The sequence below is a fragment of the Granulicatella sp. genome, from assembly GCF_057274575.1.
The window spans coordinates 1-24891 of sequence record NZ_DBHISP010000006.1 but is presented as its reverse complement, the minus strand read 5'-3'; the positions used below and the strand labels follow the sequence as shown (position 1 = coordinate 24891).

The window sequence follows — 24891 nt, the reverse complement described above, 5'->3', positions numbered from 1 at the left end:
TCAACACAGCTCTAAAACCTACGAAAATAAATAAAGAAGTAAAGAAGAGTTTTGTAACCATTCAAATCAACACAGCTCTAAAACTTGTGGAGTGTCCAAAACTCTAATAATTGAGTTTTGTAACCATTCAAATCAACACAGCTCTAAAACCTACGAAAATAAATAAAGAAGTAAAGAAGAGTTTTGTAACCATTCAAATCAACACAGCTCTAAAACCGGCTTGTTTGTGTATTGGGCTATCAATGAGTTTTGTAACCATTCAAATCAACACAGCTCTAAAACATTGTTAAGTTTTCGTCTGCCATGATTTGGGTTTTGTAACCATTCAAATCAACACAGCTCTAAAACAATGAGATAAGTCTTTTACTCTTTAACCCTGTTTTGTAACCATTCAAATCAACACAGCTCTAAAACATATTGTCTAGCTTTCCAAAACAAAGAACTGTTTTGTAACCATTCAAATCAACACAGCTCTAAAACTCTTTAGCGTAGTCAATAGCCTTACCGAAGTTTTGTAACCATTCAAATCAACACAGCTCTAAAACTATCTTTTCAAAATTTCAAATTCACGTTTCGTTTTGTAACCATTCAAATCAACACAGCTCTAAAACGTCTGCTATGAGAGTTAAATTTACTTTTTCGTTTTGTAACCATTCAAATCAACACAGCTCTAAAACTACACTTTAGCCTCATCACGAATTGTTGCGGTTTTGTAACCATTCAAATCAACACAGCTCTAAAACTTAATTACAATTCGTTTCGTAGGTATTATAGTTTTGTAACCATTCAAATCAACACAGCTCTAAAACCATTTATTTCTTGTTCTAATTTCTTATTAGGTTTTGTAACCATTCAAATCAACACAGCTCTAAAACAGCTTTACGGGTTAGAGGGCGAGAACTGTAGTTTTGTAACCATTCAAATCAACACAGCTCTAAAACTGCAGTTTCGTACACTGCACCGATTACTCCGTTTTGTAACCATTCAAATCAACACAGCTCTAAAACTTAAAAAATTCCTGAAAGGAATTTTTTCTTGTTTTGTAACCATTCAAATCAACACAGCTCTAAAACATTGTTATGGCGAATAACAGGAAGTAGACAGTTTTGTAACCATTCAAATCAACACAGCTCTAAAACTCTTCCGTGTGCTTTTTGCCAATCAAATTTGTTTTGTAACCATTCAAATCAACACAGCTCTAAAACTCATGATTCTTATAGTATTCACAACATCCCGTTTTGTAACCATTCAAATCAACACAGCTCTAAAACTACGGATCCATTGCCCGTCCACACGTTCGAGTTTTGTAACCATTCAAATCAACACAGCTCTAAAACTAATAGTTGGCGGTAATCGTCATATTCTCCGTTTTGTAACCATTCAAATCAACACAGCTCTAAAACCTCGTAGAAGGTTTCGTAATCGCGCTGCTCATCTCAGCCAGACTACTGATTTGAATGATTTTTAATTGTTTATAATTCTCTTAGCATAATAAAATCTTCGTCAAAGACATACTGATCATAAGAAAAAACTCGTCTCGGTTCGATAAATAGTACATTAATTTGATTTAACTCTATAAATTCCTTAATTTCATCTATTTCTTCTTCTTTGAAATAAGAGGCAATATTGACAAATATCAGTAATTTTTTCTTTACAAGATATCTAAATATTTGTAGAATCTCAAATATTTGTTCAAACAGTGTATTCGCAACTGTATCTACACGAACATCTAGCGCTGATATGATTTTTTCAACACTGAGTTCAGTATACGTCAAATTCAGTTCATTTTCTATACACTGCGACCCAATAAGGTTTGTAGCTCGAACTAATACCTGTTCCAACTCACTTTTCAATTCAATATTATCATTGAATTGATCCAACAAATCTGATTGAATTGCCTTCACTACCGCCGAACTATTAATAGTAAATCCCAACAAATCAGAAACAACCATTATTTCAGAAGTTTTTAAGGATTTGATTTTCGAATCATAAAGTTTTAAATCACTTGATTCATCATAACAATATAACCATTGAACAAGTTGTGTTAATACTGCTCGATTTTCAATAACTAATACTGTAAACCCTTTAATCCCAATAGACTCATCAAATATTGGCAGATTTAACCTAACTTCCTTCACTGTAATCTTCTCCTAAAAATACCAGACGACTATCTGTATTCGCAATACTATTATTCTTCTCTCCATGAAGATAAATCATTCGTGCAAATTGTTTCTCAGTTACTGTCAATATAGTGATATTTCCTTTTTTAGGATTATTAGCTTGCAACCTATCTATCAATAGTGAATTTGCATTTCCATTTAATAGTAATCTGCTATATACCGAATATTGATGCATCAAAAAACCTTCAGATAGCAAAAACTTTCTGAATTTACGATATGCTTTCTTATCTTCCAAAGTATCCGTAGGCATATCAAACATAATAATCATTCTCATAAAACGATAACTCATATCCTAAACACAGGAACTCCTTCTCCCTCATTATTTAATGCTTTAACAATTTTCTTAGTATAGTCAGAAATTATATTTGAAAGAAACATTTCTTTTCCTGAATACTCATAATTATTAATAAAAATTTGGAACAATTTGCTTTTGATTTTATTAAACTCACAACCCCTATTTTCGTATACAATACGATCAATAATGGGTCTAAAAGGTTCCATAATATCACTTGCAAAATTGAAAGGATTAAATTGATTAGAATGTTTCAGTCCTAATTGCGTCACACATCCAGTTGCAACTATTTCTCTTGCAAACATACTCAACAATAAAGAATAACCGTAATCTAGTCCTGCATTAATATCATTTGATTTTTCTCTATTAAAATTATTACCAAATAATGCATTAAAGTATATTCTAGCAGCATGACCTTCTCTATTTGTAGGATCAAATATCTGTAATTCCTCATATAATCTTGTTAACGACTCAGATTTCTTATCTAATCCAGCTTCGTATAAAAATACTGCTTGATTAAAAATTTTTTGGGAAATAATTTCTGTCCAAACAACACCCTTAACCTCCTCAGTCCATTCAATTTGTTTAGAAAACTGAAGACTAGAGTCATGTTTCCCATAATAAGGCATCAATTGTGCAACAGGTAATCTTTTATCATCACAAAAAATCACAAGAATATTTTCATCCGACAAACGTTTTATCAACATAGTTGATAAAACGATGTCCGTCGTTTCGAGCAACAATATATCAATCTCGGACAGATGAATCATTTCTGTCTGAGATGAATCTTTGTATATCAAGTGATTATTTTTATAAGACAACTTCGAGTGTTGATTAACAACAATCGTTCGCCATCCCATTATTCTTCACCCAGCTTACTTAGATCAATACGAGTTTCGTATAACCCTGTGATGGATTGACGAATCAGTACTGCATCTAAAAGAGCTGATGGGGAATACTCTCTATATCTTGGTATTTTCTTATCTAAGAAATCAAAATCGGAAGCACTCCCTGCAGCAGTAAGTTCAAATATTCCTTTTTTAGATTCTTTTCCTGGAGCGATTATACTTTCTACTAATTTATCAACATCTTTCTCATCCCAATTCTGTAGTTCGTTCAGTATTAGCTCTCCGTTTTTCTTAGCCTCCACAAAACGAGAATTAAAATCTAATACAAAGTAAACTAGTTCTTTGAGTTCATTAACATGTCCTTCAACATATTCTCTATGTTTCGTATTTTCTTTATTGTTTATATTTTTCGCGTGATACAATAATTTTATATACTTTTCAGGTAACCATAATTGATTTCCTTTATGAATTTCTCCTCTTTTGTTGTTTGTTGATAAAATACTTGCCAACATTCTTCTTGATCCATTTTTCAGTTCGAATAAAGAATATTTAGGTAATTTCAATATTGATTTTATTTCCTTATAGCCTTTATTCAATAAAAAAGCAATCTCATCTTTTTCAAATTCTTCTTTTTCCATAATTGAAATACCTTGAAACTCAATAACTTCCGTCATTTTTTTACGTTTTCCTTTTTCAATAATCGCGTGTACAAGAATAGCGTAAGAATTTGAAATCCCACTATACCCTCCATATTTTCTAGGGTCAAGATCACGTTTAGCAGGAATTAAGTTATCTGTACTATTAGGCGCAGGTTTAGGAGATAAATTAGCGTTGAACAAACCTTTTTGTTTTCCCTTTGTTATGCCATGTGTTTGAATTTCTGTTTTTTTAACTACATTAACTTGTGGTAATGATAACACTTTTCTAACTGTCTCTAAATCCATTCTTTTATTCCAAACAATCTCACCTGTCTCATTACAAATCTCAACCTTAGGGCGTTTAATTAGTTGACCATTGGCCAACTTAATCTCTGTCTTAAAGAAGTTCAACAAGTTAGAGTAGAAAAAGTATTTTGCTGTAGCTTTTCCATATTTTTGAGTATCTTTATTTTTCGCAATTAAATCAAAGATATCATAAACTTGATAATCACCATAGACAAATTCTGAAGATAGTTTTGGGTATTTCCGTAATATTGCTTTTGAAACAACTGCATTCAAATATGCATCGTGCGCGTGATGAAATCCGTTAATTTCACGAATCTTATATAATCCAAAATCTTCTCTAAACTGTGTTACTAAGTTTGACTTTAGTAGAACGATGTTAACATCACGAATTACTTTGTCATTATCATCTCTTCTAACGTTGAAGTGTGCGTCCAATAAACGAGCAACATGTTTGGTAATTTGACGGGTTTCTACCAATTGTCTACGAATAAATCCTGCTTTGTCTTTCGCTGTAAGTTTTCCTTTAGTTAAATTATAAAATTTCCTTTCGGAAATCAATCCTGCATTTAAAAGTTGTTTCCAAAAAACTCTCATTCTTTGTACTACTTGATTACTTGGAACATTATCGGATTTACCTCTATTATTTTTAGAGCTAGTCAAGACTATATTGTCAAAAGAATCATCTTTCATAAAACTTTGTGGAATAATATGATCAATATCATAATTTGAAAGATTCCCAATATCTAAATCTTCTCCTGTATACATATCCTTTCCGTTTTGAAGATAGTACAGATACAAACGGTTATTCGCTAACGTTTTATTTTCTGTGGGTAACTCTACCTTTTGATCACCCTTAAAATCTTTGAAAGCTTCCTCTAATTTATCCAATCGTTTTGACGAACGAGCTTCTCCTTTTGCGGTTGTTTCAGGTCCTTTTGCCATCTCAATTACTATACTGTCAGGAGCATAACCCATCACCCTACAGATTTCTTCCACAATCTTTACGCTCTGATAAATGCCTTTTCTAATAGCAGGACTACCAGGAATATCCTTAACTAACTCTTCTAGACTACTATCTATGTCAACACTATTTTCAAGGGTTATTTGGTTTGCAAACGAAAGATTTTTATCGTTGATTAGTTGCATCAAATTACGATTTGTATATCCATCATCCTCAAGGAATTCCATAATATTTTTTTGAGTTTGTCTATCTCTAATTCCACAGAGTAATTTCTTAGATAATCTCCCCCAACCTTTGTAATGTCTTCGCTCCAACTTTATCAAAACTTCTTTCGATAAACTATCTCCATAATTAGAAAGTCTTTCGCGAATGATTTCTCGATCCTGAAAGAGCGTGAGAATTGATATAATTTCCTCAATTTCCTGTTCATTTTTTGGATCATCAAGGTACTCTCTCGGCATTATTTTCTTCAAGTCATGGTATGTTCCATACGAACTATTAAAATTCTTGTTCTTTTTATCTAAGCCAAGAACCTTTACAATATGAAAATTCGGATATTCTTTATCAAAGAAGGATAATAATTGTTTTTCAGTAACCGTTCTATATTTCTTAAATAGTTTCTCAAAAATATTTCTTTTCATCTCTGCACTTACAGCATAATGAGCATTATTTTCTAAAACATATCGAATTTTAGTTAATTCATTAAACACTATGAATTTTTCATATAATAAGCTATGCTTAGGTAATACTTTTTCATCAGGAAAATAAGTACAACGATTTGTCATTCTTATAATAAATTGCTCTGCAGTAGCAACTTTATCAACATAATTTTCCCAATTCCATGGTCTAATCTTCTCATTACCCTTTCTAACTACCCATCCAAATCGACTGTTCCCATTTGAAAGAGGGCCGACAAAATAAGGTATTCTAAAAGTTAAAATTGATTCAATTTTTTTAGAATTTTCCTCCAAGAATGGATAGTATTTCTTTTGTTTTTCAATAATCGCCTTTAATTCTTCAAGATGAAATTGATGAGGAATTGCTCCATTATCATATGTTCTTTGCTTCCGTAAGAAATCCTCTCTTTCAATCTTCTCGAGAATCCACTCAGCTCCTTCAATATTCTCCAACAACGTCTTAGTGTTACTATAAAAATTAGCTTCCGATGTTTTCCCGTTGATATATCCTGCATAATAGTCTTTTGATTCATCATTAAAGAATTCATTATAATTTAGCTTTGAATTATTTTTGATAAGTAATTTCAACGTTTTCAAATCTTCATGGTGTTCTTCATATCTACGAATCATTGAGGTTGATAGCAGTGCATTTGTATCTGAAATATCTTTCACGATTGTTGATAACAACATACTGTCGTATACTGCTTTTGCAGCATAAAATACCTCAAAGTACTCGTCCGGAATCAAACCTTGTAACGCATCCAAATCCTCATTGAATGTATCCTCGGAAATTTGAAGTTTACATTCATTTTCGAGTTCAAAGTCCTTCTGGAAATTTACTTTATTTCCAACCACCAAATTTATGAACTTCGCAAACAATGAATTTTTCTTTACTTCTGGGTATAACCCTAATACTCTTTCAACTTTTTTTGATCTACTCAACTTTTCAGTTAAAATACTATCAACATCCACAGTGCCATCTTGATCATCCTCAAATATATCATTGTAACCACTTACAAAGACAGAAAAATTTTCTTTTAAATTAACATTTTTGGGGTCTATTTGTTCAAATAAGAAGTGCCCACGATATTTAATAATATGAGCTAAAGCAAGATAAACTAGCCTGATATCCTCTTTTTCATCGCTATCTGAAAGTTTTTTTCTCAAATGGTAAATAGTTTTATATTTACTATGAAATGCCATATCTTCTTTTTTGTTACCAAACAATGAATATTTACTAAAAACTTTATCTTCCGGTACCTTAAAAGATTCATCTAATCTCGCAAAAAAATTAGGGTCAATTCTGCGTACTTCCTCATCAAAAATATCTCTTAAATAAGTAATTCTATTATTTCTTCTATCTATTCTACGGCCTAACCCCCTCTGTTGTCGTGTATATTTCGCAGTATTTCCTGCATCAAATTCTAAGGTTCCCAATAAATTTCTTTTTATGTAGTCTTTATTAGAATTCCCTTCCACTTTCATTTTCTTCGACGGAACTTTATAGTCATCTGTTATAACCGCCCAACCAACACTATTTGTTCCGATGTCCAACCCAATTGAATATGGTTTATTCATAAAACACCCTCCTAAATTTAATAACTTGCAAAATAATTTTATCATAAAACCGTTTACATTTTAATAGGTTTGTAGTAAAATAACATTGTTGAAACCATTCAAATCAACACAGCAAGTTAAAATAAGGCTTAGTCCGTACCCAGCCACATAGTGGTGTGCACCGATTCGGTGCTTTTTTTATTGCTTATTATTACGCCTATATCTAATTTACCGACACCTATTGTTATTTTTTGTTATCTAAATCAGTAAAAGTTTAACTGTTAAAAATTCTTTTTATCCATCTTAATCCCAACTTCATATCCATTTTGCCTTGCAAGTTCTACGAGACTTAGAATCGTTGGATTATGATGACCACTTTCGGCTCTATTCAGTACAGTTCGTACAATTCCATTCTTCTCTGCACACTGATCTTGGTTCAGTCCTTGTTCAAGGCGCATTTTAATAATACTTAACGCAACTTTTTGAAGTGTTACTTCATTTAACAAATCCTTCTCGAAGTTAGGATACTTTGAAGATAACATCGTGAATACTTTGTTCAAAGAAGAAGTCACTGCCATCCACCCCCTCTTTAACGTCTGATAATGGAATTCTTAAGTACCACTCTCCTTCTCTCTGGAATCCCCAATGTTCTAATACTTCTGGAGTCACTCCATCGTCTTGCAAGATTTTTAATACTGCAGCAAGTCGAATCATTTCGTTATATTCGTAGTTTTCTAGCTGCCTTGCCATGTTCATTGTAATCTTAAATTTCTTGCCCAATTTGAACACCTCCATTTTCTTCATTGTAGCATATTTGCTACTGTAGCATATATGCTACTTTTTGCTTTTATGAATCGCTATTTTCCATGCAAAAAACTCTATTCAAATACTAAATATCGTCTCTTAAAAATATATAATATTAGTTGTAAATTTGAGCTCTCAACCTCCCTTCTTCTTAGCAGGAGCCTTATTAAATAAAGAATGGTACACTTTGCCTAGCAATAATTTTCATTATCCTTTTGAAGGAAACCATCCTATTTAATTTTAATTATTACATCGAATTTTATATAAGAATTTATGATTTATATATTCGAAATGTTCATTTATAGGAATTATTCTTGCTTTCTATAGAAAATTTATTTTTAATTTTTTTGTCTGATTTGCCGTAAATTTGCATATTTTTGTCAGAAAATCGGCCTTTTGCGCAACAAAAAACCAGGACTCTCGTCCTGGTTTTCCTATTGCACTATTCGATTAAAATGAATCGCTAGATAAAGCAATTCATCATTCGTCATTGGTTTTTGGTATTTCTTCTTCACGAACTCGTTCACTTGATAAGCGACCACCAAAGCTTTTGGATAGCGGTTAGCCACGTATTCGAACATCTCGGTATCGTTGGAATCGAGCATTTGATCTTGGAAGTATCGTTCGACAAAGAATTTAATATGAGTCACAAGCCTTGTGTGATGGATATTCTGATGAACAAGGTCCACTCCTAAGCTATAGCCTACGAGATTGACGATAGAGCTAATCAGCTTCGCAGCTTCCATCCCCTTGAAGGACTTCGCGTTCATTTGCGCATTGATAAAGTGAAAGGCAATATTAGCTGCTTCTTCTTCTGGAATGTCAATTGCAAATTGCTCGTTTAACAGCTTCACTCCGAGTTCGCCGAGTTGATATTCTTGGCGATAATAGGTCTTGATTTCCCAGAAGACTTTATTCGTGAACATCAGTTGGTCATGGTACCGAACAACGGCAAACTGCAAGTGATCGACTAATGCGAAGTAACTCGTTGGCGTTAATTTCAATTGCAGCTGTTCTTCTGCTTTCTTAATCAACTGGTTCACGATATCGATATACGCGGGGTCTACGGTACCAATTGAATGGACGAACTCTTGAATTTTCGCATCATCGACAGGAATGAAGACTTGCGATACAGCTTCTTCGCCGACTTCTTGTCCTGGCTTCTTGCCGAATCCAATCCCTTTTCCAAGCAAGACGAATTCTGCATTCGTGTCGTCTTCTACGAGTACGACACTCGAATTGAGTACCTTCTTAATCTGATACATGGCGACCCCTTTCTATCTTTAGTGTAAATTTTCTCCGTTTGTAGCAATAACTTCTTTATACCAGTCAAACGAATCTTTCTTATAGCGTTTTAACGTCCCGTTACCGAAGTCGTCCTGGTCCACATAGATGAAGCCGTAGCGTTTCGACATTTGAGAAGTCGATGCGCTCACTAAGTCAATTGGTGCCCAACTCGTATATCCGAATAATTCAACACCTTCTTCGATAGCTGCTTCCATCGCTTTAAAGTGACTCTTGAAGTATTCAATACGATATTCATCGTGCACTTTGCCGTCTTCGGTTAAGACATCTTTTGTGCCCATTCCGTTTTCAACAATCAATAATGGTTTGTTGTAACGGTCATAGAGTTCGATTAATGATATTTTAAGCCCTAATGGGTCGATTTGCCAACCCCATTCTGTTGAAGGTAAGTATGGATTTTTAACCCCCATCACGGTATTCCCAGCGGTGGTTTCTTGATTTGTACGGACAGCCTCTGTTAGTGACATATAGTAACTGAACGACACAAAATCCACGGTATTCTCTGCTAAGATTTCTAAATCCCCTGGCAACATCTCGATATGAATCCCTTCATGCTCGAATCGTTTTAAGATAAGCGGAGGATATTTACCGAAGACTTGTACATCCGCAAAGAAGTAGTTATCCAAGTTGCGTTTTAATGTTTTTTCCACATCTTCTGGTTTACATGTGTTTGGATAGCACGTTAATTTCGTTAACATACATCCCATTTGGCTTCCCGGAATGATTTCGTGACACAGTTTTGTTACGAGTGCACTTGCCACAAATTGGTGGTGAAGCCCTTGATAAATGACTTCCAATTCTTTTCCTTCTGGGCAACGATCTGGAATAATCCCCGCTGTTGTAAATGGATGACGAACGATACTGTCAATCTCATTGAAGGTTAACCAGTATTTTACATAGTCTTTATAGCGCTCGAAGCAGACTTTACTGAATTTCACAAAGCAGTCGATTACCTTACGATCCACCCATCCATTGTACTTAACGGCGAGTGCTAATGGCATTTCATAGTGCGACAGTGTCACGATGGGTTCGATGTTGTGTTTTTTTAATTCTTTGAAGACATTGTCATAAAACGCAAGGCCTTCTTCATTTGGTTCCTCTTCCTCGCCGGTTGGGAAGATACGGCTCCAAGCAATCGACATCCGGAATGCTTTGAAGCCTATTTCTCCAAAGAGCGCGATGTCTTCTTTATAGTGATGATAGAAGTCGATTCCGCGACGTTTTGGAAACTCATCATCCGTCAAATGGTCCATAGCGTATTGAATTTTTTCTGTTGAGACATGATTATGCCCTGCATAGTCTTCAACGCTTAAATCTTTTTTGAAAGTCGCAACGTCGGCAACGGATAATCCTTTCCCTCCAACATTAAACGCTCCTTCTACTTGGTTGGCTGCAACTGCGCCACCCCATAAAAATCCTTTTGGAAAGCTCATCATCTGACTCCTCTCTTATACTAAAGTTGCTAGTTTCACTTCTGGAGTTGCTTCTCCAACAACCTCAAAGTCTACTTTTTCATTGGTACGGTTTGTAAAGATGGCAATCACAATCGGATTGAATCCTGCTTCTTTAATGGCTTCTTGGTCGAACTCTACTAGGACGGTACCGCGGTCTACAGCATCTCCTTCTTTGACTTTTACATCGAAGAATTTCCCTTCTAGTTTTACGGTATCAATTCCAATATGGAACAAAATTTCATTTCCTAAGTCTGTTTTAAATCCGAGTGCATGCTTGGTTTGATACACCATTTCAACGCTACCATTGGCAGGTGCTAATAATTTTCCATCGACAGATTGAATCGCTACGCCTTCTCCTAAGACTTTCGAAGAGAATACTTCGTCTGGAACTTGGTCTAAAGCGACAACTTTCCCAGTTGCAAATGCATTTAGGTCTTCAGAAGTTACTGGAGCTTCCTCCTCTACTTCTTCTTTCACTTCGTCCTTATAAAGTACGAATGCCAACACAAATGATACCACAAATGAAATCGCAAACCCGATGCAGGCTTTAAAGAAGTTATCAGCAATGGTTTCGGATACGAACATGGACATTGCAGGGAAACCTGGCCCTACTAATACGTATGCTTCAACAACTGCATACCCTAAGTACAAACCACTTACAAGAGAGCCTAAAACAACACTAGCAAGAACTTTTTTGTGTAATAAAGTGACCCCATATAGAGCAGGTTCGGTAATACCGCAGAAGGCTGAAATCCCTGCAGAAAGCGCTGTTGCTTTTAAGGTTTGGTCTTTTGTTTTTAACGCTACGGCAAAAGTAGCTCCACTTTCAGCAATATTATGTGCCAAAGAAGCAGGCATATAGAGTGCTTCTTTCTTCAATTCACCCATCGTTGCCACAGCATAAGGAATCATTGCTTTGTGCATCCCAGTTGAAACCATGAATGGTAAAACAGCTGCTAATAAACCTACAGCTACCCATCCGACTTTTTCGAACAAGAATAAAACGACGGTCGCAAAAAGGGTCCCTACGTTATATCCAAGAGGCCCTAAAATGAGTAAAGAAAGTGGCACAGTCACTAACATGCTCACCATTGGAACAAAGAAGATACGAATGGCTTTAGGCGTTACTTTTGTTAATTGTTTTTCTAAGAAGGCATATACGATAACTGTTAGAATCGCTGGGAATACTTGATATGGATACGCAATATTTTGTAATCCTACCCCAAATATATCAGCTGATTTACCTAGTAGCGCTAACATGTTTGGTAATAACAATGCCCCGACAACGGACATGGCTACTAATTGATTCGCTTTTAATTTACGCGCAGTAGTAATCGCAACAAGTAGCGGTAAGAAGTATAAAGGCGCATCCCCAATCAGTGTAAAGATTTGGTAGGTACTCCCTGCTTTATCAATCCATCCAAAAGAAGCACATAGTGTCATCAACGATTTGAGAATCCCACCACCGGCCATAGCTGGCACTAATGGTTGGAAGACTCCCACGATGAAGTCTAATAAATAGCTTCCTGCATCTTTCCAGTTGAAAGCTTTCTTAGGGGCTTGTGTCGTTGCAAAACTTCCATCAACTAATTTTTCAACTTCCTCGTATACTTCTACAACTTCATTCCCAATAACCACTTGGAATTGTTGTTTTCCTTCGATAACGTTTAACACACCTTGGAGGGCTTTGATTTTATCGGCTTGTGCTTTTTTGTCATCCACTAGTGAGAAACGTAAACGTGTGGAGCAGTGCTCCAAATGCGCAATGTTTTCTTTGCCTCCTACTAGCGAAATGATGGAACTCGCTAACTCTTTGTAATTCATGGTTTTTCCTCCTTTGGATTTGGGGTAACAAAAAAGCAGACAGAATCCAACACAAATAAACGAAATGGTTTATTGTATAAGATCCTGCCTGCTTTACCAGTTACATGTCTTTTTGTTAAGCACATCATAGCATCTCTATTTTATTTTTGCAAGCGTTTTAAAAAAAGTTTTTTTCAAAAAATATAAATTATTATATGTTACTATTTTAGAAATGAAAATAACCGAGGTGGATCCTCGGTTATCTCCATCTTGCTAAAAAACAAGTATTATAATCATTCAATATTTAAATACTCTCTTAATTCCGTTTTATAGATTGAAGCTTTTGCACCATAGATAATTTGAATACCATTATCAACATGAACTACTCCTTTAGCATTCAACGCTTCACTAAAGTACGAATCACTTTTAACTTTGGCATTATCTTTTAAAGTTACTCTTAGTCGAGTAAAGCAAGCATCTACTGCTGAAATATTATCTTCTCCTCCGAGGGCTTCGACTAATTTTAAGTTAAAACTACTATCATTCTTTTCTTGAACTTCTTCAATTTTCTCTGTTTCTCTTCCTGGAGTTAAATAGTTAAACTTCTTAATAAGGAATGAGAATACAAAGTAGTATAATACAAAGTAAATTGGTCCTAATATTAAAATCCAAGTCCAATTTGACCCTTTATCTGCTCCTAAAATCCCATTAAATATGAAGGATAGCAATGGCCCTCCAAAAGTTGCTGAACCAGAAACATTAAAATTAACAAGATATGTGATGACATATGCTAATCCTGAGAATACAGCATGGAAGCCAAATAATAATGGAGCTACGAATAAGAAACTATATTCTAAAGGTTCTGATATCCCCATAATTACACAAGGAATGGTGCTTGCAATCATTAGTGATGCAATCTTCTTTTTATTTTCAGGTCTTGCAGTCTTATAAATTGCAAATGCAGCTCCTGCCAAACCAAACATGGCAAAGATAACTTTCCCATTCATTAGATATTTACTTACATCAATATCGTACATCGCATTTGGTGTATTTAAAATTGCATTTTGAATATTTACAGCACCTTCATATACTTGTCCTCCAATATCCTTGACCCCTCCAAGAGAAGTAAAGAAGAATGGTAAGTAAATAAAGTGATGAAGTCCAAAAGGTAGTAAAAGTCTTTCCGCTAGACCATAAACAAATGATCCAATTGCACCAGTTTTTGCGATAAAGTCAGCTGCACTATTTAAGAATAATTGTACAGGTGGGAAAATGAAGGCTAATACAATTCCTACAAACCCACTCACAATTAAACTAACGGCTGGCACAAATCTCGTCCCATTAAAAATAGAAAGAACTGCTGGAAGTTCAATTTTATAATATTTATTGTGTAATGCTGAAACTATTAACCCAATTAAAATACCGCCAAATACCCCTGTGTCTAATGTAGTAATTCCAAGAATCATTTTCTGACCCGTTAGTAATTTTCCTGGATTAATTGTCCCATTCAAAATAAGAAATGATCCCAGTATGGTATTCATTCCCATGTACGCAATAAAACCTGAAATAGCAGCTGTTGCTTTTTCCTTTTTGGCAAAGCCATAAGCAATTGATATTGCAAAGATAATTGGAATATTGTTATTAATCACATTCCCAAGATCTTTTGTTAATTTAAATAAAGCCGTAAGAAATGGATTTCCTAATAATGGAATTGTTTTTATCAAATTTGGGTTTGAAAATGCACTCCCAATTCCCACTAAGATCCCCGCAATAGGTAACAATAGAACAGGTGCCATCAATACTTTCCCAAATTTTTGGAAAGAAGTTAGAATTCTATTTCCTGATTTCATATTTTCTTCTCCTATTCATCATTTGAGTTCAGGCCAATATTCTGAGTTGGCCTCAATAAGACTATCTAACACCTTACGAGCACGCTTAGCATCTACTACTAATCTATTCAATGTTAAGGCTTGTAATGCTTTTTCATAACTACCTTCAAGGTATGCTTCTACTGCTAATTTTTCATATGCGTATTGAGATTCAATTAATCCTTTATAGAATGTACCAATTTTACCAACCGCAAATGGTTCTACTCCATTGACACCTAATAATGCTGGTACTTCAATCATGACATCTTCAGGTAAATTAGAAACAATACCGTTATTAGGTGTCATAATAATAAATGTATCCCTTGTGTTATTTAAGATAGAGGCCGCACATTCAACAATCATATCTCCATGGGCATCATTATGAACAATATGAGAATCCTTAGCACTATTATTTTTAATAATACGATCACATTCTTCAAAGACTCTCTTTTCACGTCCGTCCATTACTTCGTTTGCTCGAGTATAATTTGGATCCAATTTTGTGATTTTATAATCTGGATACAAATAGTATTGCAAATAAGTATTTGGTAGATAATCAGGGAAATCTCTTACCATTGTTTCAACCATTCCATAAGTATCTAACCATGATTGGTCACGTTGTTCCGCATCTACTGGTAAGAAGCCTTTTTCTAAGGTAGTCTTCTTAATCAATGGAAGATAGTCTTCACCAGTAATTTTGTCATACACGTGAGTAAACCAGCCAAAATGATTTAATCCAAAATATTTTGGTTCAAAACGATTATAGTCAACTTGAATAAGTCTTCCGAATGATCTTAAAAGATTTACTGGTTGATCACAAATATTGAGAATTTTATGGTCGTCTGGGAACACTTTGTTCAAAGCTACTGCAACAATCGCAGCTGGATTTGTATAATTAATAATCCAAGCTTCTGGTGATTTTCTACGAACAATACTTACAAGTTCAATCATATCTCTAATTGAACGTAGTCCATATGCAAAACCACCAGGCCCACAAGTTTCTTGTCCAATTAACTCTTGTGATAATGGGATTTTTTCATCCTTTTCTCTCATTGGATAGCCGCCCGTTCTCATTTGACAAAGGACAAAATCTACATTTTCAAATGCAATTTCTGGATCAGTTGTGTATGAGAACTTAACTTCTGGTGCTTCTTCTCTAAAAAGAATCTTTCCGAATTCTCCAATCTTTTCTTGACGTTTTTCATCAATATCATACAATTTAAGTTCGTTAATTTTAAAAATATCTAAATGTTTCGTCAACGCTTTCAAAATTCCAGGTGACCAAGTAGACCCACCACCGACGATTACAACATTTACAGATTTATTTAACATAATAAAGACTCCTCAATAAAATTATTTAACACATGTGCTTTATACTTTTATTATAGAATCCGTTTTCAAAAAAACAATAAGCTTTGGCGTATCCGCCAAAGCTACACAAGTATTGTAAAATAACACATCACCGTGTATTTTTACACATTATTTAATTTATCAAGGTATTTAGCTATCAACACCTCAAAGAAATAAGAAATTGAGAATCGAGAAGAGATGTCCATCCCTTCAAATACCTGTTTTTGATAATCTACAAACACACTTAAATCAGATATTTTTTCAATTGGGTTTTGTGATAGTCCCGTAATTGAAATCTTAGTTGCTCCATTTACACTAGCTACATTTGCACACTCAACAATATTTTTTGTTTGACCACTCATTGAAACTAGGAAAATTAAAGTATCTTTATTCGAATGAACTGCTGAATGTAACATTAAATGTCTTTCATTATAAACACTTGCATTCTTCCCAAGAATTCTTAATTTATCTGCTGCTATGTCACATGGATATTTTGATAATCCATGCGCATAAAATAGAATTTCTTTCTTAGTATCTAGCAATGTTATAATCTCATCTATTGTTTCATTCTTAATTAATTTTTTTGTTTGAACTAATTGATTATCTACACTTAATGATTGGTTGTTCGGATTTGGCATAATTGAATGAATGATACCTTCTCTTAATTGAACAAAACCTGTATATCCCATTTTTTTTGCTAATCTAACAACTGTATTTGGTGAAACAAAAAATTGTTTAGAAACTTCATTTAAAGAAAGATGATCTCTACTAGAAAGTTCTTTCTTTATAAAGTCTAGGATTTCTTTTTCTAGTTCATTTAGCTTAGAATAATTCTCTTGAATATTATTATAAAAATTACGCAAAATATCATCACCTTTCTGGCTTCATTTTACATCTTATTTACTTCTAACTTCAATACTATTTTTATATATTTTAATTAAAATAACCCTACTAATTTACAGTATATTTCTCTTTAATTCTTTTTTATAGTCATTTCTTGATTAGAATATCTCTTATTAGAATCCTTTTTAAAGAAAAACCGAGGCTCTTGCCTCGGTTTCTCATTTTGTTCGATTTTGATTTTGTTTTATTTTTGTTTTTAGTTCCCCTGTTTCGGCACGACTTCTAGATAGTCGAGTAGGGTCCAGACGAATTCGCGGCCTTTGATGCGGTTGATGGCTCCTTCGGCACAAGAGATTTCGTCGTAGTGTTCGACTTTATCACGGCGGATGCCAGGTCCTGAGATGACGATTGGCACAGGCTCGCCACTATGTTCTCCTTTTTCGCAAGGCGTTGAGTGGTCTGCACAAAGCGCAATCAGGGTGTTCTCAGGTCTGTTTTCCATTAAGATGCCAAACATTGAAATAAGATTCTATAAAACTATCACTTTCCCCACATGTTCGAACTGTTATTCACAAGCCCTCTTTTCATAAATCATTTCCAACATTTTCTATATCAAACAGCCTGTTTTGATCGTTGTATTTCATGTCCGGCCTTTGCTGAGCCATTTGTATAACACGCTTCTGACTCCTATTGAAGATCATTATAAATACCTATATAAATAGGATTTCTTCCACTTTTGTTTCGGTTTATATTTTCTGAAATAAAAAAATATTTTTTCAAAATGGAAAAAATTGCTTTCTCAAGGAAATAATTTGCCTTTATTTCTTAATCATGCTATTTTGTAAGCAGATTCAAAAAGGAGGAATGTAAAATGGATTTCAACTCTAAAAAGAAATATATTTTAATCGCAAAAACAGTCAGCATCACAGCAACTTTAGCATTAGGAGCTGCAGTGGTCCCTTCTACATTGGTTGGACATCATAATGTAGTAGCTGAAGAAGCAGCTGCTCCAACCTCAGCAACCTATAAGGTGGAATACGTATTCGAAAGCGATACGACAGGGAAAGAATTGCCAGAAGAACTAAAACAACTTGCTCCAAAAGATACTGCTACCTACGCAACAGGAAAAACGGTAACTGCTAGTGCTCCAAGCAAGGAATTATATGCAGAATCAAATACTTATCCTACAGTCCCTGAAGGAATAGGTTATTGGGTTTTCCAAGGTTACGACGCAGATAGTAAAGAAGTGACTGATGGAAATGTTACTTTCACTGGTAAATGGAAATTTTATGATTACGTTAATATTACTTACAAACTAGTGAATATCGTTGACCCTGATAACGATGTAAGAAAAGAATTTGCGGAAATTCCCGCTGCTTTATCAAAATTAAACCTTTCTTCTACTAGAAAATTATCAGATTTTCTTGGTGAAAATCGCAAACAGGCACAGTTTACTATTGACAACAGCTCATTTTTTGAAAGTGAAGAAGTTGACCGAGGAGGGTACACTGAAACTATTCACTTCATCAGAGACGATGAGGAGGAAGGAAAATGGGTATATTATGAGCCACCAATTACTCTATACTATTCTCTAGAGGATGATATTAACGATGAACAGTTTGTTGGAAAACGTCCTGATGTAGTAACTGATGCAGCCTTCACGTTTGTAGCAAATTCTCGTACTCCAAAATATGAGTTCGTTAGTGGTACTGAAGGAAAAACTTTACCTGCTGCAATTGTGGCACTAACTCCAGAAGATACTACTGAATACGTTTATCATAACAGACATAATTATGCAGCAACAGATAAAGTTGTAGCGAAAACTCCGTCCCAAACTACTTATTACGATAGCGAAAATAAAGGAACATGGACTTTTACCGGTTATGATTATTCTGAAATGTTATTAAATAACTGGGATAAAAATGGCTGGGATTTAAAATTCGTCGGAACTTGGACTTTCAAAGCCGATGAAGAAGAAACAACGACTACTTCTGAAGAAACTACTAGCGTTACTACAGAAACACAATCAGAAGCTAAACCGTCTGAAGCGCCAGAAGCTAAAAAACCTGAGTTACCAAACACTGGAGCAACTGACGCTCAATCAACAGGAACCATTTTAGTTGGTGCTAGCTTGATTGGCCTAGGCATGTATGTGCTTCGTCGTAAATCTCAAGAAAACTAAAAATTCCATCAAATGAAAAATCCTTATAGAGTAGATTAAACATCTACCCTATAAGGGTTATTTCTTTTTGTTTTGACTTTTGTTTATAGCTTTATTTCATCCCATTATAAATTTCATCTGCAATCTCAACCCCAATTTGTGCTTGTTGCTCTGGCGTCAAGGCGTGGCCTGTGTCCTCCAATGTTGTGAGGCGTGCGTCTTTTAGGCGCTTCAGTGTTTTTTGAGAGGCCGTGATTAACACGATATTGTCGTCTTTGCCGTGATAAATATGCACAGGGATTGCAAGCTTGTCTAGGTTTGCGTAGGCGTCCATGTCGTAGATATCCGTGATGTATTTCTTCCCGATTTTCGTGCCGAGTAAGTTGAAGGTCTCAGGTACCTCATCTAGTTTCGGGAAACTACTTCTAATATCGTCCGGCAGTGAAAATGCAGGATAGAACAAGAAGAGGCCTGCGATATTGGTGAGCTCCTCTGCTGTCAGTGCCGTGACAAGTCCGCCTTGGCTACTTCCCATCAGATAAATTTTCTGCGGATCGGTATATTCCATGCCCTTGCGATGCGAATCGCGTCCTTCAAGTTTTGCACTTCGGTTAGAACAGACATCTCGGTCGTTAGTCCCTTCACTCATCGGAGCCGATGAAGACGACCCTCCTGCAAACTCCAAGCTGAAGACTGTAATGCCGGCCTTGGCCAATGCCTTCTGCACTTCTTCCTCGTGTTCGACGTTGGCCCCAAGTCCGTGGCTAACAATCACGAGTGGCACGCGTCCTTCTACGTCGGGCACAAAGGCACGCGCGTAGAGATTCTTGCCATTACTTTCGAAATCATATTCTTTTACGGTATACGTGCCGTCTGTCTTCACTTCGACATGCACCTGTTGTGTGGTTTGTGGCATCTGCACGGTCGCATTCGTCGTGTTCGTACCGTTTGTGTTCTTAGTCGTCGTTCCACACGCTGCGAGTAGCATCGCCACGCCAATTCCCATTAATACTTTTTTCATTCATTTCCAACTTTCATTTTTGGTCGGGGATTGGCCCTTTTTAGTAGTCTACCCGCTTCCCCTTGAAAGCTCAACTGTTCTGTTTGCAAAAAACGACCGCAAGACATTCCCGCAGTCGTTTCCATTTATACTAAAAATTCTAATAATTCCGCGTAGCTACGGACTTCCACGGTTGGTTTTACCGCCGTTCGGTTCTCCTTACGCGCCAGGTTCATCCAAATCGTGTCGATTCCCGCATTAATCCCGCCCTGGATATCGGCTGTGAGCGAATCCCCAATCATCACCGCTGTATCTTTGTCGAAATCTGGGATGTCTTTTGCCACTCGTTCGAAAAAGAGCGGACTTGGTTTTGCGACTTTTAATTCTTCCGAGATAAATACTTTTTTGAAATACTTCGTAACCGGAGAATGCTCCAAGCGTCCCTTTTGAATCGTCGTAATTCCATTCGTAGCTGCATAGAGCTGATACCCTGCATCTCTAAGCGTATGCAACATTTCCTCCGCACCATCGATTGTTTGCCCTTGCGTGGAGAGGATGGCCTCATATTCGGATGCTAATTCATGTCCATCTTTTTCCAAGCCAAAATGGTCGAATAATTTGGCAAAACGCGTCCCCACTAACTCTTCACGAGTGATTTCGTTTTTCTCCAGCGAGCGCCACATCGCACGATTCATCGGGATGTACACCTCAATATACTTCTCTATCTCACTGACCCCCTGATTCTCCAGCAATTTCGTCAGAGCGTAGTTCTCCGCCGAGTGAAAATCCCACACCGTCGAATCCAAATCAAACAATAATGTTTTGTAAATCATCTACCTAACCCCTTTTTTCTTATAATCCGTATCTACTATATTGCTTCATGCGGAATTGCGTCCTTTTCTCCCGAACGTCAATCACTGAAAAGTCCCTTTTCATCTTTTGTGTCTGTATGCATAAGGAATGCATACGTTCGCCTACACCCTAAGATTCTTTTCATAGTTTTCGATAATGAACTCCGCGTCTTCGAAGTCAGTCGTCATGTCTGTGCGGTTGATTTCTTTTAATTTTTTCTCTAACACTTTCAATATAGTTAAAAGTTACCAAAGTTCTTTATTTAAGGTGGAACCGTAACGTTTTGATGTTGTACCTCCGAAGCGTACATTATGTACTTTCCTCATTAAATAATTCTATCATCTATTGGTAACGAGAATTGCTTATATTGTACCATAAACATACGGAAAATGAATATGACTAGATAGTTAAAAACCTTTGTAAATAAAGCTTGAATCAATCTTCGAACATTTAAATGTATTAAAGATTCATCGATATGGTATGATAAAAAAAAGGAATATCCTAAAAATAAGAGGCGCGTTATGAAAGAAAATGAAGTTATTTTAAAAAGGCAATCTACTCGAATATTTTTCAAAAATGGGGATACGGATTTTTTCTTTAATTGGTTGTTAGGTATAGGAGAAGTTTTTGGTTTTTCTCACGGAGAACTTTATTACCTTGCCCAAGAGTTGGGCAAATCACCAAAACCAGATAACTGGAAAAATGTTTTTTTATCGCATGGGAACTATCTTGAACAAAAAGTATGTCATTCGGGTTTAAGTGAGCAAACAAAGGCACAATATTATCTAGCACAGACCTATTCCCTTCGCTCAGCAGTTCAGTTTATCAATCCTTTTTCTGACGAATATTTGCCTACCGTTCATAAAATGGAGACGGCGTTTTCTAACGCCATTCAATCACTAGGAGCCCCAGTCGAAGAATTATCGATTCATTATCAGGATTCCTATTTGCCGGGCTATTATCTTCACAGTGGTAATCATTGTCCAACATTGATGATGGTTGGTGGTGGAGATACCTATCGCGAAGATTTATTTTACTTTGCTGGCTATCCAGGCTGGATGCGAAGTTACAATGTTTTAATGGTTGATCTACCTGGTCAAGGGTCCAACCCTGGCAGAGGTTTAACTTTTGATGTAAATGCCTCTATTCCAATTTCACAGTGCATAGACTGGTTAGAAGTGAGAAATCCTCAGCTGAACAATCTAGCTATTTATGGAGTTAGCGGAGGGGGATATTTTACCGCACAAGCTGTCGAAGAAGATACAAGAATACATGCATGGATTGCAAGCACTCCTATTTATGACGTTTCGGAAATCTTTAGAAAAGAATTTGGGGCAGGCCTAAAAACTCCAAGTTGGTTAATGAATGTCCTTTTAAAGTTAGCTGGAAGTCTGAATGAGGCTGCGGATTTAAATCTTAAAAAATATGCTTGGCAGTTTGGTACTTCTGATTTTAAGAGTGCTATTAATGAAGTGTTTAACCGTGCAAAGGTTGTGGACTATCAAAAAATTCAGTGTCCTTGCCTATTTATCATGGGAGAGGGTGAAGGCGCCGAATTACAACACCAAACCAGAGGGATTTTCGAAGCACTTAAGTCTAAAAATTCGCAAACTAAACTTCAAATTTTTGAAGCAGAAAGTGGTGCGGATGCTCATTGCCAAGTCAACAATTTGAGACTCGCTCATAATGTCGTTTTTGATTGGTTGGACACTTTATTTGAATGGAATCAGAAGGGATAGATTAGATTTATAATCCTGATTATAGTCCTCTTAACAATAATGTTTGAGCAGCTGTAACATCATTTTGATTGAGTAGTTATACCATTTGATTCATCTTAGGCTAAGCAGATAAACAGAAAACTAAAGCCTTTTGTTTATTTTTGCATACTTCCGTTCATAGGAATTACCTTTTATAGTTTCGTCGCAAAAATCGGCTTTCTTGTAAGTGCACGTAGCACCACAAGAAAGCCGATTTTATTTATCTTTCTATGTTTAGACCTCTAAGATTCCTAACCCTAACTCTGGGGCTTGCATTTTCATTGCCTTCAATCTGATGGTTAGTTGAAGGTGTTTTTCAATTACATTCAACTACTCTTCGCCAAAGCATATAAACAAACTCCCTTTACAAATCCATCATATCAATGAATTTCATACCTTCATAAACTGTTGTTTTCATAGTTTTCGATAATGAACTCCGCGTCTTCGATATCAGTCGTCATATCTGTGCGGTTGGTTTCTTTTAAAATCGCCAGACTCTTCTTGATCAGCACGATGAGTCCACTGATTTCCTTTTCATAAAATTTTTGTTTTAAAAATAGGAGCAAGCACCAGAGGAAGAACAGCGGAACAGCAAAATACAAGACTAAGAGCGAGATGGAAACAAATCCCGGTTCCTGTGCCACACGAGCAACAATGGCCATCGTTGGGGCTTTGAAAAGTTCGGTCTTGATAAAGAAATACCCTAAAAATCCCATAATAAATCCAATTATCGCCAGCCTTTGTTCTGCACGCTTTGGTTTTGCCTGTTTGAGGCCAGCTTCTTGCGTTAACGTGTCGGTCAAATAACGAAACTGCGCTAACTCTTGATTCGTAATTCGATTATGAAACGAAAACTTCATGGTCTTCTCCTCCTAGAACAATTCCTTTTTGTGCTAAATTCTCCACACATTCTTTGTAATACGCATCATCATGCTCTTTGTATAACGGACGCTTCCACGCACACGTCACAACTTCGGTATACGGCGGACACACTTTTCCCCGGTACGACGCCTCTTTCCATAGAGGAGTCACATTGTACCCACGGCGTTCCATTTCATCCATAATCAGCATATGATATTGATAGAGTACATACGGCGAATACGTAAAAACATAGTCTACCGTTGCGTGCTTCTTGCCCCAGCCATTTCCTCTCAGAGCACAACATTCACGGTGTTGCCCCAAGAGTTGCGGACGCGGGAGCTTTCCAATCAAGTCTTCATGCCATAATCTCATCCATCTTCCTCCTAAAATCCAAATCGGTCCTTATAGTCCGCCATCAGCACTTCTACATCTTCGATATCCTCTGCCAGTTCCGCGCGCCCTTCTTCCCTCAAGCGAGCGACCACCTGCTCAGCAAAAGTCACTAAGTTTTTTAATTCTCGTTTTAAATCCTTTTGAATCCATAATTGATCTAAAAATAAGACCAAATTGACACTAATCAAAATAAAGAGAACGGGAATTCCGATAGAAAACCAACCAAAGTGTTCCAACAATGTCTGAAACGGAACCCAAGTAAACGAACTCCGATAGAAAATGATGGTAAGTGCCAGCACGACAACCGTTGGCACAACAGGATTCCGTTCGACTTTAGCCGGAACCTCCTCTGTCAACTCTGCCTTTTCAGCTAAAAACTCAACGATTTCACGAAAACGACTGACCGTCTTCTTCGACAGAAAACTTCTAAACAACTGATTCACTGCCTTCCCCTTCCTGGAACATACCTTTTTACTTTATTTCCCAATTATACCATCTCCGGCCCCACTTCGCCTACATCCTCGCGAATTTATAAGATACCCCCAAAAATGAATCTGTCCTATTTTTCATTCAAGATCCCTTTCCTCTCAAAATAAAAACTATTTTCCTCTATGTTTTTGTTTTCGTTTTTCTTGTTTTAATTGAAACTTTCTCTTTTTCTCTAATTCTCTTTGTTGCTTGCTTTCAACTCTTCTTTCCAGTTTCATTTCTTCTCTTTGTTGCTGCAGAGCCATTTGAGATTTTGAACAAATACATTCCATTCTTTGAAGAAAGTATTCCTTTTGCTTTTGTAAAATGCATTTTACTACCCCAATTATTTTGACTTACATTTTTTCTGATGAGCCTTTAGCTTTTTCATTGCCCAATCATAATGACTTGCAGTCGCACTCACAAAATAGGAACCCAGCGTACTCCCTCCAACCCAATTATATACACCTTTTGAAAAAAGTTCTTCGTTTGTAAAGGTTTCAGCCAACTGTA

General features: G+C 36.0%; 22 protein-coding genes and 1 CRISPR repeat array (1 of these 23 only partly in view). Of the genes, 2 read left to right on the top strand and 20 right to left on the bottom strand.

The window, feature by feature from the left end:
* Window positions 1-1403: direct repeats of the CRISPR family, unit length 36 nt; unit sequence GTTTTGTAACCATTCAAATCAACACAGCTCTAAAAC (it extends 746 nt beyond the left edge of the window).
* 69 nt (window positions 1404-1472) lie between these two features.
* From csn2 to ACO5V7_RS04265, 13 genes are all read right to left on the bottom strand, one after another.
* On the bottom strand, window positions 1473-2138 hold the full coding sequence (csn2, locus tag ACO5V7_RS04325; protein WP_485485194.1) for a type II-A CRISPR-associated protein Csn2: 666 nt from the start codon (window positions 2136-2138) through the stop codon (window positions 1473-1475).
* Entirely contained in the window at window positions 2125-2469 is a 345-nt protein-coding gene (gene cas2, locus ACO5V7_RS04320; RefSeq protein ID WP_288294803.1) for a CRISPR-associated endonuclease Cas2, read from the bottom strand. Before cas2 ends, csn2 begins: the two co-directional genes overlap by 14 nt.
* Window positions 2466-3335, bottom strand: coding sequence for a type II CRISPR-associated endonuclease Cas1 (gene cas1, locus ACO5V7_RS04315; RefSeq protein WP_485485246.1), 870 nt, complete (start codon window positions 3333-3335; stop codon window positions 2466-2468). The genes cas2 and cas1 overlap by 4 nt, the downstream gene beginning before the upstream one ends.
* Window positions 3332-7480: a type II CRISPR RNA-guided endonuclease Cas9 gene (cas9, locus tag ACO5V7_RS04310; protein WP_485485193.1), complete on the bottom strand. Its 4149-nt coding sequence runs from the start codon at window positions 7478-7480 to the stop codon at window positions 3332-3334. The genes cas1 and cas9 overlap by 4 nt, the downstream gene beginning before the upstream one ends.
* A gap of 260 nt (window positions 7481-7740) precedes the next feature.
* Entirely contained in the window at window positions 7741-8037 is a 297-nt protein-coding gene (locus tag ACO5V7_RS04305; RefSeq protein WP_485485192.1) for a helix-turn-helix domain-containing protein, read from the bottom strand.
* Window positions 7979-8239, bottom strand: a complete 261-nt coding sequence (locus ACO5V7_RS04300) for a tryptophan synthase alpha chain (protein ID WP_485485191.1) — start codon at window positions 8237-8239, stop codon at window positions 7979-7981. Before ACO5V7_RS04300 ends, ACO5V7_RS04305 begins: the two co-directional genes overlap by 59 nt.
* A gap of 458 nt (window positions 8240-8697) precedes the next feature.
* Entirely contained in the window at window positions 8698-9528 is an 831-nt protein-coding gene (locus tag ACO5V7_RS04295) for a PRD domain-containing protein (RefSeq protein ID WP_485485190.1), read from the bottom strand.
* A gap of 18 nt (window positions 9529-9546) precedes the next feature.
* Entirely contained in the window at window positions 9547-11004 is a 1458-nt protein-coding gene (locus ACO5V7_RS04290; protein WP_485485189.1) for a glycoside hydrolase family 1 protein, read from the bottom strand.
* A 12-nt stretch (window positions 11005-11016) separates the two neighbouring features.
* Window positions 11017-12846: a beta-glucoside-specific PTS transporter subunit IIABC gene (locus ACO5V7_RS04285; RefSeq protein ID WP_485485188.1), complete on the bottom strand. Its 1830-nt coding sequence runs from the start codon at window positions 12844-12846 to the stop codon at window positions 11017-11019.
* Between the two features lie 272 nt (window positions 12847-13118).
* Window positions 13119-14675 (bottom strand): PTS transporter subunit EIIC, encoded by a 1557-nt coding sequence (locus ACO5V7_RS04280; RefSeq protein ID WP_485485187.1) that lies wholly within the window; start codon window positions 14673-14675, stop codon window positions 13119-13121.
* Between the two features lie 18 nt (window positions 14676-14693).
* A complete protein-coding gene (locus ACO5V7_RS04275; protein WP_298729562.1) occupies window positions 14694-16025 on the bottom strand; it encodes a 6-phospho-alpha-glucosidase in 1332 nt (443 codons plus the stop codon).
* Window positions 16026-16165: 140 nt separating this feature from the next.
* Complete coding sequence (locus ACO5V7_RS04270; protein ID WP_485485186.1) at window positions 16166-16906, bottom strand: MurR/RpiR family transcriptional regulator; 741 nt, start codon at window positions 16904-16906, stop codon at window positions 16166-16168.
* 236 nt (window positions 16907-17142) lie between these two features.
* Complete coding sequence (locus tag ACO5V7_RS04265) at window positions 17143-17403, bottom strand: hypothetical protein (protein ID WP_485485185.1); 261 nt, start codon at window positions 17401-17403, stop codon at window positions 17143-17145.
* 354 nt (window positions 17404-17757) lie between these two features.
* On the opposite strand from ACO5V7_RS04265, the gene ACO5V7_RS04260 reads away from it, so the two are divergent.
* On the top strand, window positions 17758-19068 hold the full coding sequence (locus ACO5V7_RS04260) for an SHIRT domain-containing protein (RefSeq protein WP_485485184.1): 1311 nt from the start codon (window positions 17758-17760) through the stop codon (window positions 19066-19068).
* 91 nt (window positions 19069-19159) lie between these two features.
* On the opposite strand, the gene ACO5V7_RS04255 is transcribed toward ACO5V7_RS04260, so the two are convergent.
* Window positions 19160-20068, bottom strand: coding sequence for an alpha/beta hydrolase (locus ACO5V7_RS04255; RefSeq protein WP_485485183.1), 909 nt, complete (start codon window positions 20066-20068; stop codon window positions 19160-19162).
* Between the two features lie 125 nt (window positions 20069-20193).
* The gene (locus tag ACO5V7_RS04250; protein ID WP_485485182.1) at window positions 20194-20880 is read right to left on the bottom strand and encodes a YjjG family noncanonical pyrimidine nucleotidase; all 687 of its coding nucleotides are present in this window, start codon (window positions 20878-20880) and stop codon (window positions 20194-20196) included.
* A 540-nt stretch (window positions 20881-21420) separates the two neighbouring features.
* Here ACO5V7_RS04250 and ACO5V7_RS04245 point away from each other — a divergent pair.
* Window positions 21421-22638, top strand: coding sequence for an alpha/beta hydrolase family protein (locus ACO5V7_RS04245; protein ID WP_485485181.1), 1218 nt, complete (start codon window positions 21421-21423; stop codon window positions 22636-22638).
* Window positions 22639-23054: 416 nt separating this feature from the next.
* Here the strand turns inward: ACO5V7_RS04245 and ACO5V7_RS04240 are convergent, their stop codons facing one another.
* The 5 genes from ACO5V7_RS04240 to ACO5V7_RS04220 all read right to left on the bottom strand — a co-directional run.
* On the bottom strand, window positions 23055-23516 hold the full coding sequence (locus ACO5V7_RS04240; RefSeq protein WP_485485180.1) for a hypothetical protein: 462 nt from the start codon (window positions 23514-23516) through the stop codon (window positions 23055-23057).
* On the bottom strand, window positions 23497-23889 hold the full coding sequence (locus ACO5V7_RS04235) for a TIGR02328 family protein (RefSeq protein WP_485485179.1): 393 nt from the start codon (window positions 23887-23889) through the stop codon (window positions 23497-23499). The genes ACO5V7_RS04240 and ACO5V7_RS04235 overlap by 20 nt, the downstream gene beginning before the upstream one ends.
* Window positions 23890-23900: 11 nt before the next feature.
* The gene (locus tag ACO5V7_RS04230) at window positions 23901-24353 is read right to left on the bottom strand and encodes a hypothetical protein (protein ID WP_485485178.1); all 453 of its coding nucleotides are present in this window, start codon (window positions 24351-24353) and stop codon (window positions 23901-23903) included.
* A 156-nt stretch (window positions 24354-24509) separates the two neighbouring features.
* Entirely contained in the window at window positions 24510-24671 is a 162-nt protein-coding gene (locus ACO5V7_RS04225) for a DUF2992 family protein (RefSeq protein WP_485485177.1), read from the bottom strand.
* A 53-nt stretch (window positions 24672-24724) separates the two neighbouring features.
* The coding region (locus tag ACO5V7_RS04220; RefSeq protein ID WP_485485245.1) for a ClbS/DfsB family four-helix bundle protein at window positions 24725-24891 on the bottom strand (167 nt) is incomplete at its 5' end.

What these genes read in the sequence shown, in the direction of transcription:
- cas2 (WP_288294803.1), bottom strand. Translation starts at nt 2,469, where the DNA reads ATGAGTTATCGTTTTATGAGAATGATTATTATGTTTGATATGCCTACG.
- cas9 (WP_485485193.1), bottom strand. Translation starts at nt 7,480, where the DNA reads ATGAATAAACCATATTCAATTGGGTTGGACATCGGAACAAATAGTGTT.
- ACO5V7_RS04305 (WP_485485192.1), bottom strand. Translation starts at nt 8,037, where the DNA reads ATGGCAGTGACTTCTTCTTTGAACAAAGTATTCACGATGTTATCTTCA.
- ACO5V7_RS04295 (WP_485485190.1), bottom strand. Translation starts at nt 9,528, where the DNA reads ATGTATCAGATTAAGAAGGTACTCAATTCGAGTGTCGTACTCGTAGAA.
- ACO5V7_RS04290 (WP_485485189.1), bottom strand. Translation starts at nt 11,004, where the DNA reads ATGATGAGCTTTCCAAAAGGATTTTTATGGGGTGGCGCAGTTGCAGCC.
- ACO5V7_RS04285 (WP_485485188.1), bottom strand. Translation starts at nt 12,846, where the DNA reads ATGAATTACAAAGAGTTAGCGAGTTCCATCATTTCGCTAGTAGGAGGC.
- ACO5V7_RS04280 (WP_485485187.1), bottom strand. Translation starts at nt 14,675, where the DNA reads ATGAAATCAGGAAATAGAATTCTAACTTCTTTCCAAAAATTTGGGAAA.
- ACO5V7_RS04275 (WP_298729562.1), bottom strand. Translation starts at nt 16,025, where the DNA reads ATGTTAAATAAATCTGTAAATGTTGTAATCGTCGGTGGTGGGTCTACT.
- ACO5V7_RS04265 (WP_485485185.1), bottom strand. Translation starts at nt 17,403, where the DNA reads ATGTTTGGCATCTTAATGGAAAACAGACCTGAGAACACCCTGATTGCG.
- ACO5V7_RS04260 (WP_485485184.1), top strand. Translation starts at nt 17,758, where the DNA reads ATGGATTTCAACTCTAAAAAGAAATATATTTTAATCGCAAAAACAGTC.
- ACO5V7_RS04255 (WP_485485183.1), bottom strand. Translation starts at nt 20,068, where the DNA reads ATGAAAAAAGTATTAATGGGAATTGGCGTGGCGATGCTACTCGCAGCG.
- ACO5V7_RS04250 (WP_485485182.1), bottom strand. Translation starts at nt 20,880, where the DNA reads ATGATTTACAAAACATTATTGTTTGATTTGGATTCGACGGTGTGGGAT.
- ACO5V7_RS04245 (WP_485485181.1), top strand. Translation starts at nt 21,421, where the DNA reads ATGAAAGAAAATGAAGTTATTTTAAAAAGGCAATCTACTCGAATATTT.
- ACO5V7_RS04240 (WP_485485180.1), bottom strand. Translation starts at nt 23,516, where the DNA reads ATGAAGTTTTCGTTTCATAATCGAATTACGAATCAAGAGTTAGCGCAG.
- ACO5V7_RS04235 (WP_485485179.1), bottom strand. Translation starts at nt 23,889, where the DNA reads ATGAGATTATGGCATGAAGACTTGATTGGAAAGCTCCCGCGTCCGCAA.
- ACO5V7_RS04225 (WP_485485177.1), bottom strand. Translation starts at nt 24,671, where the DNA reads ATGGAATGTATTTGTTCAAAATCTCAAATGGCTCTGCAGCAACAAAGA.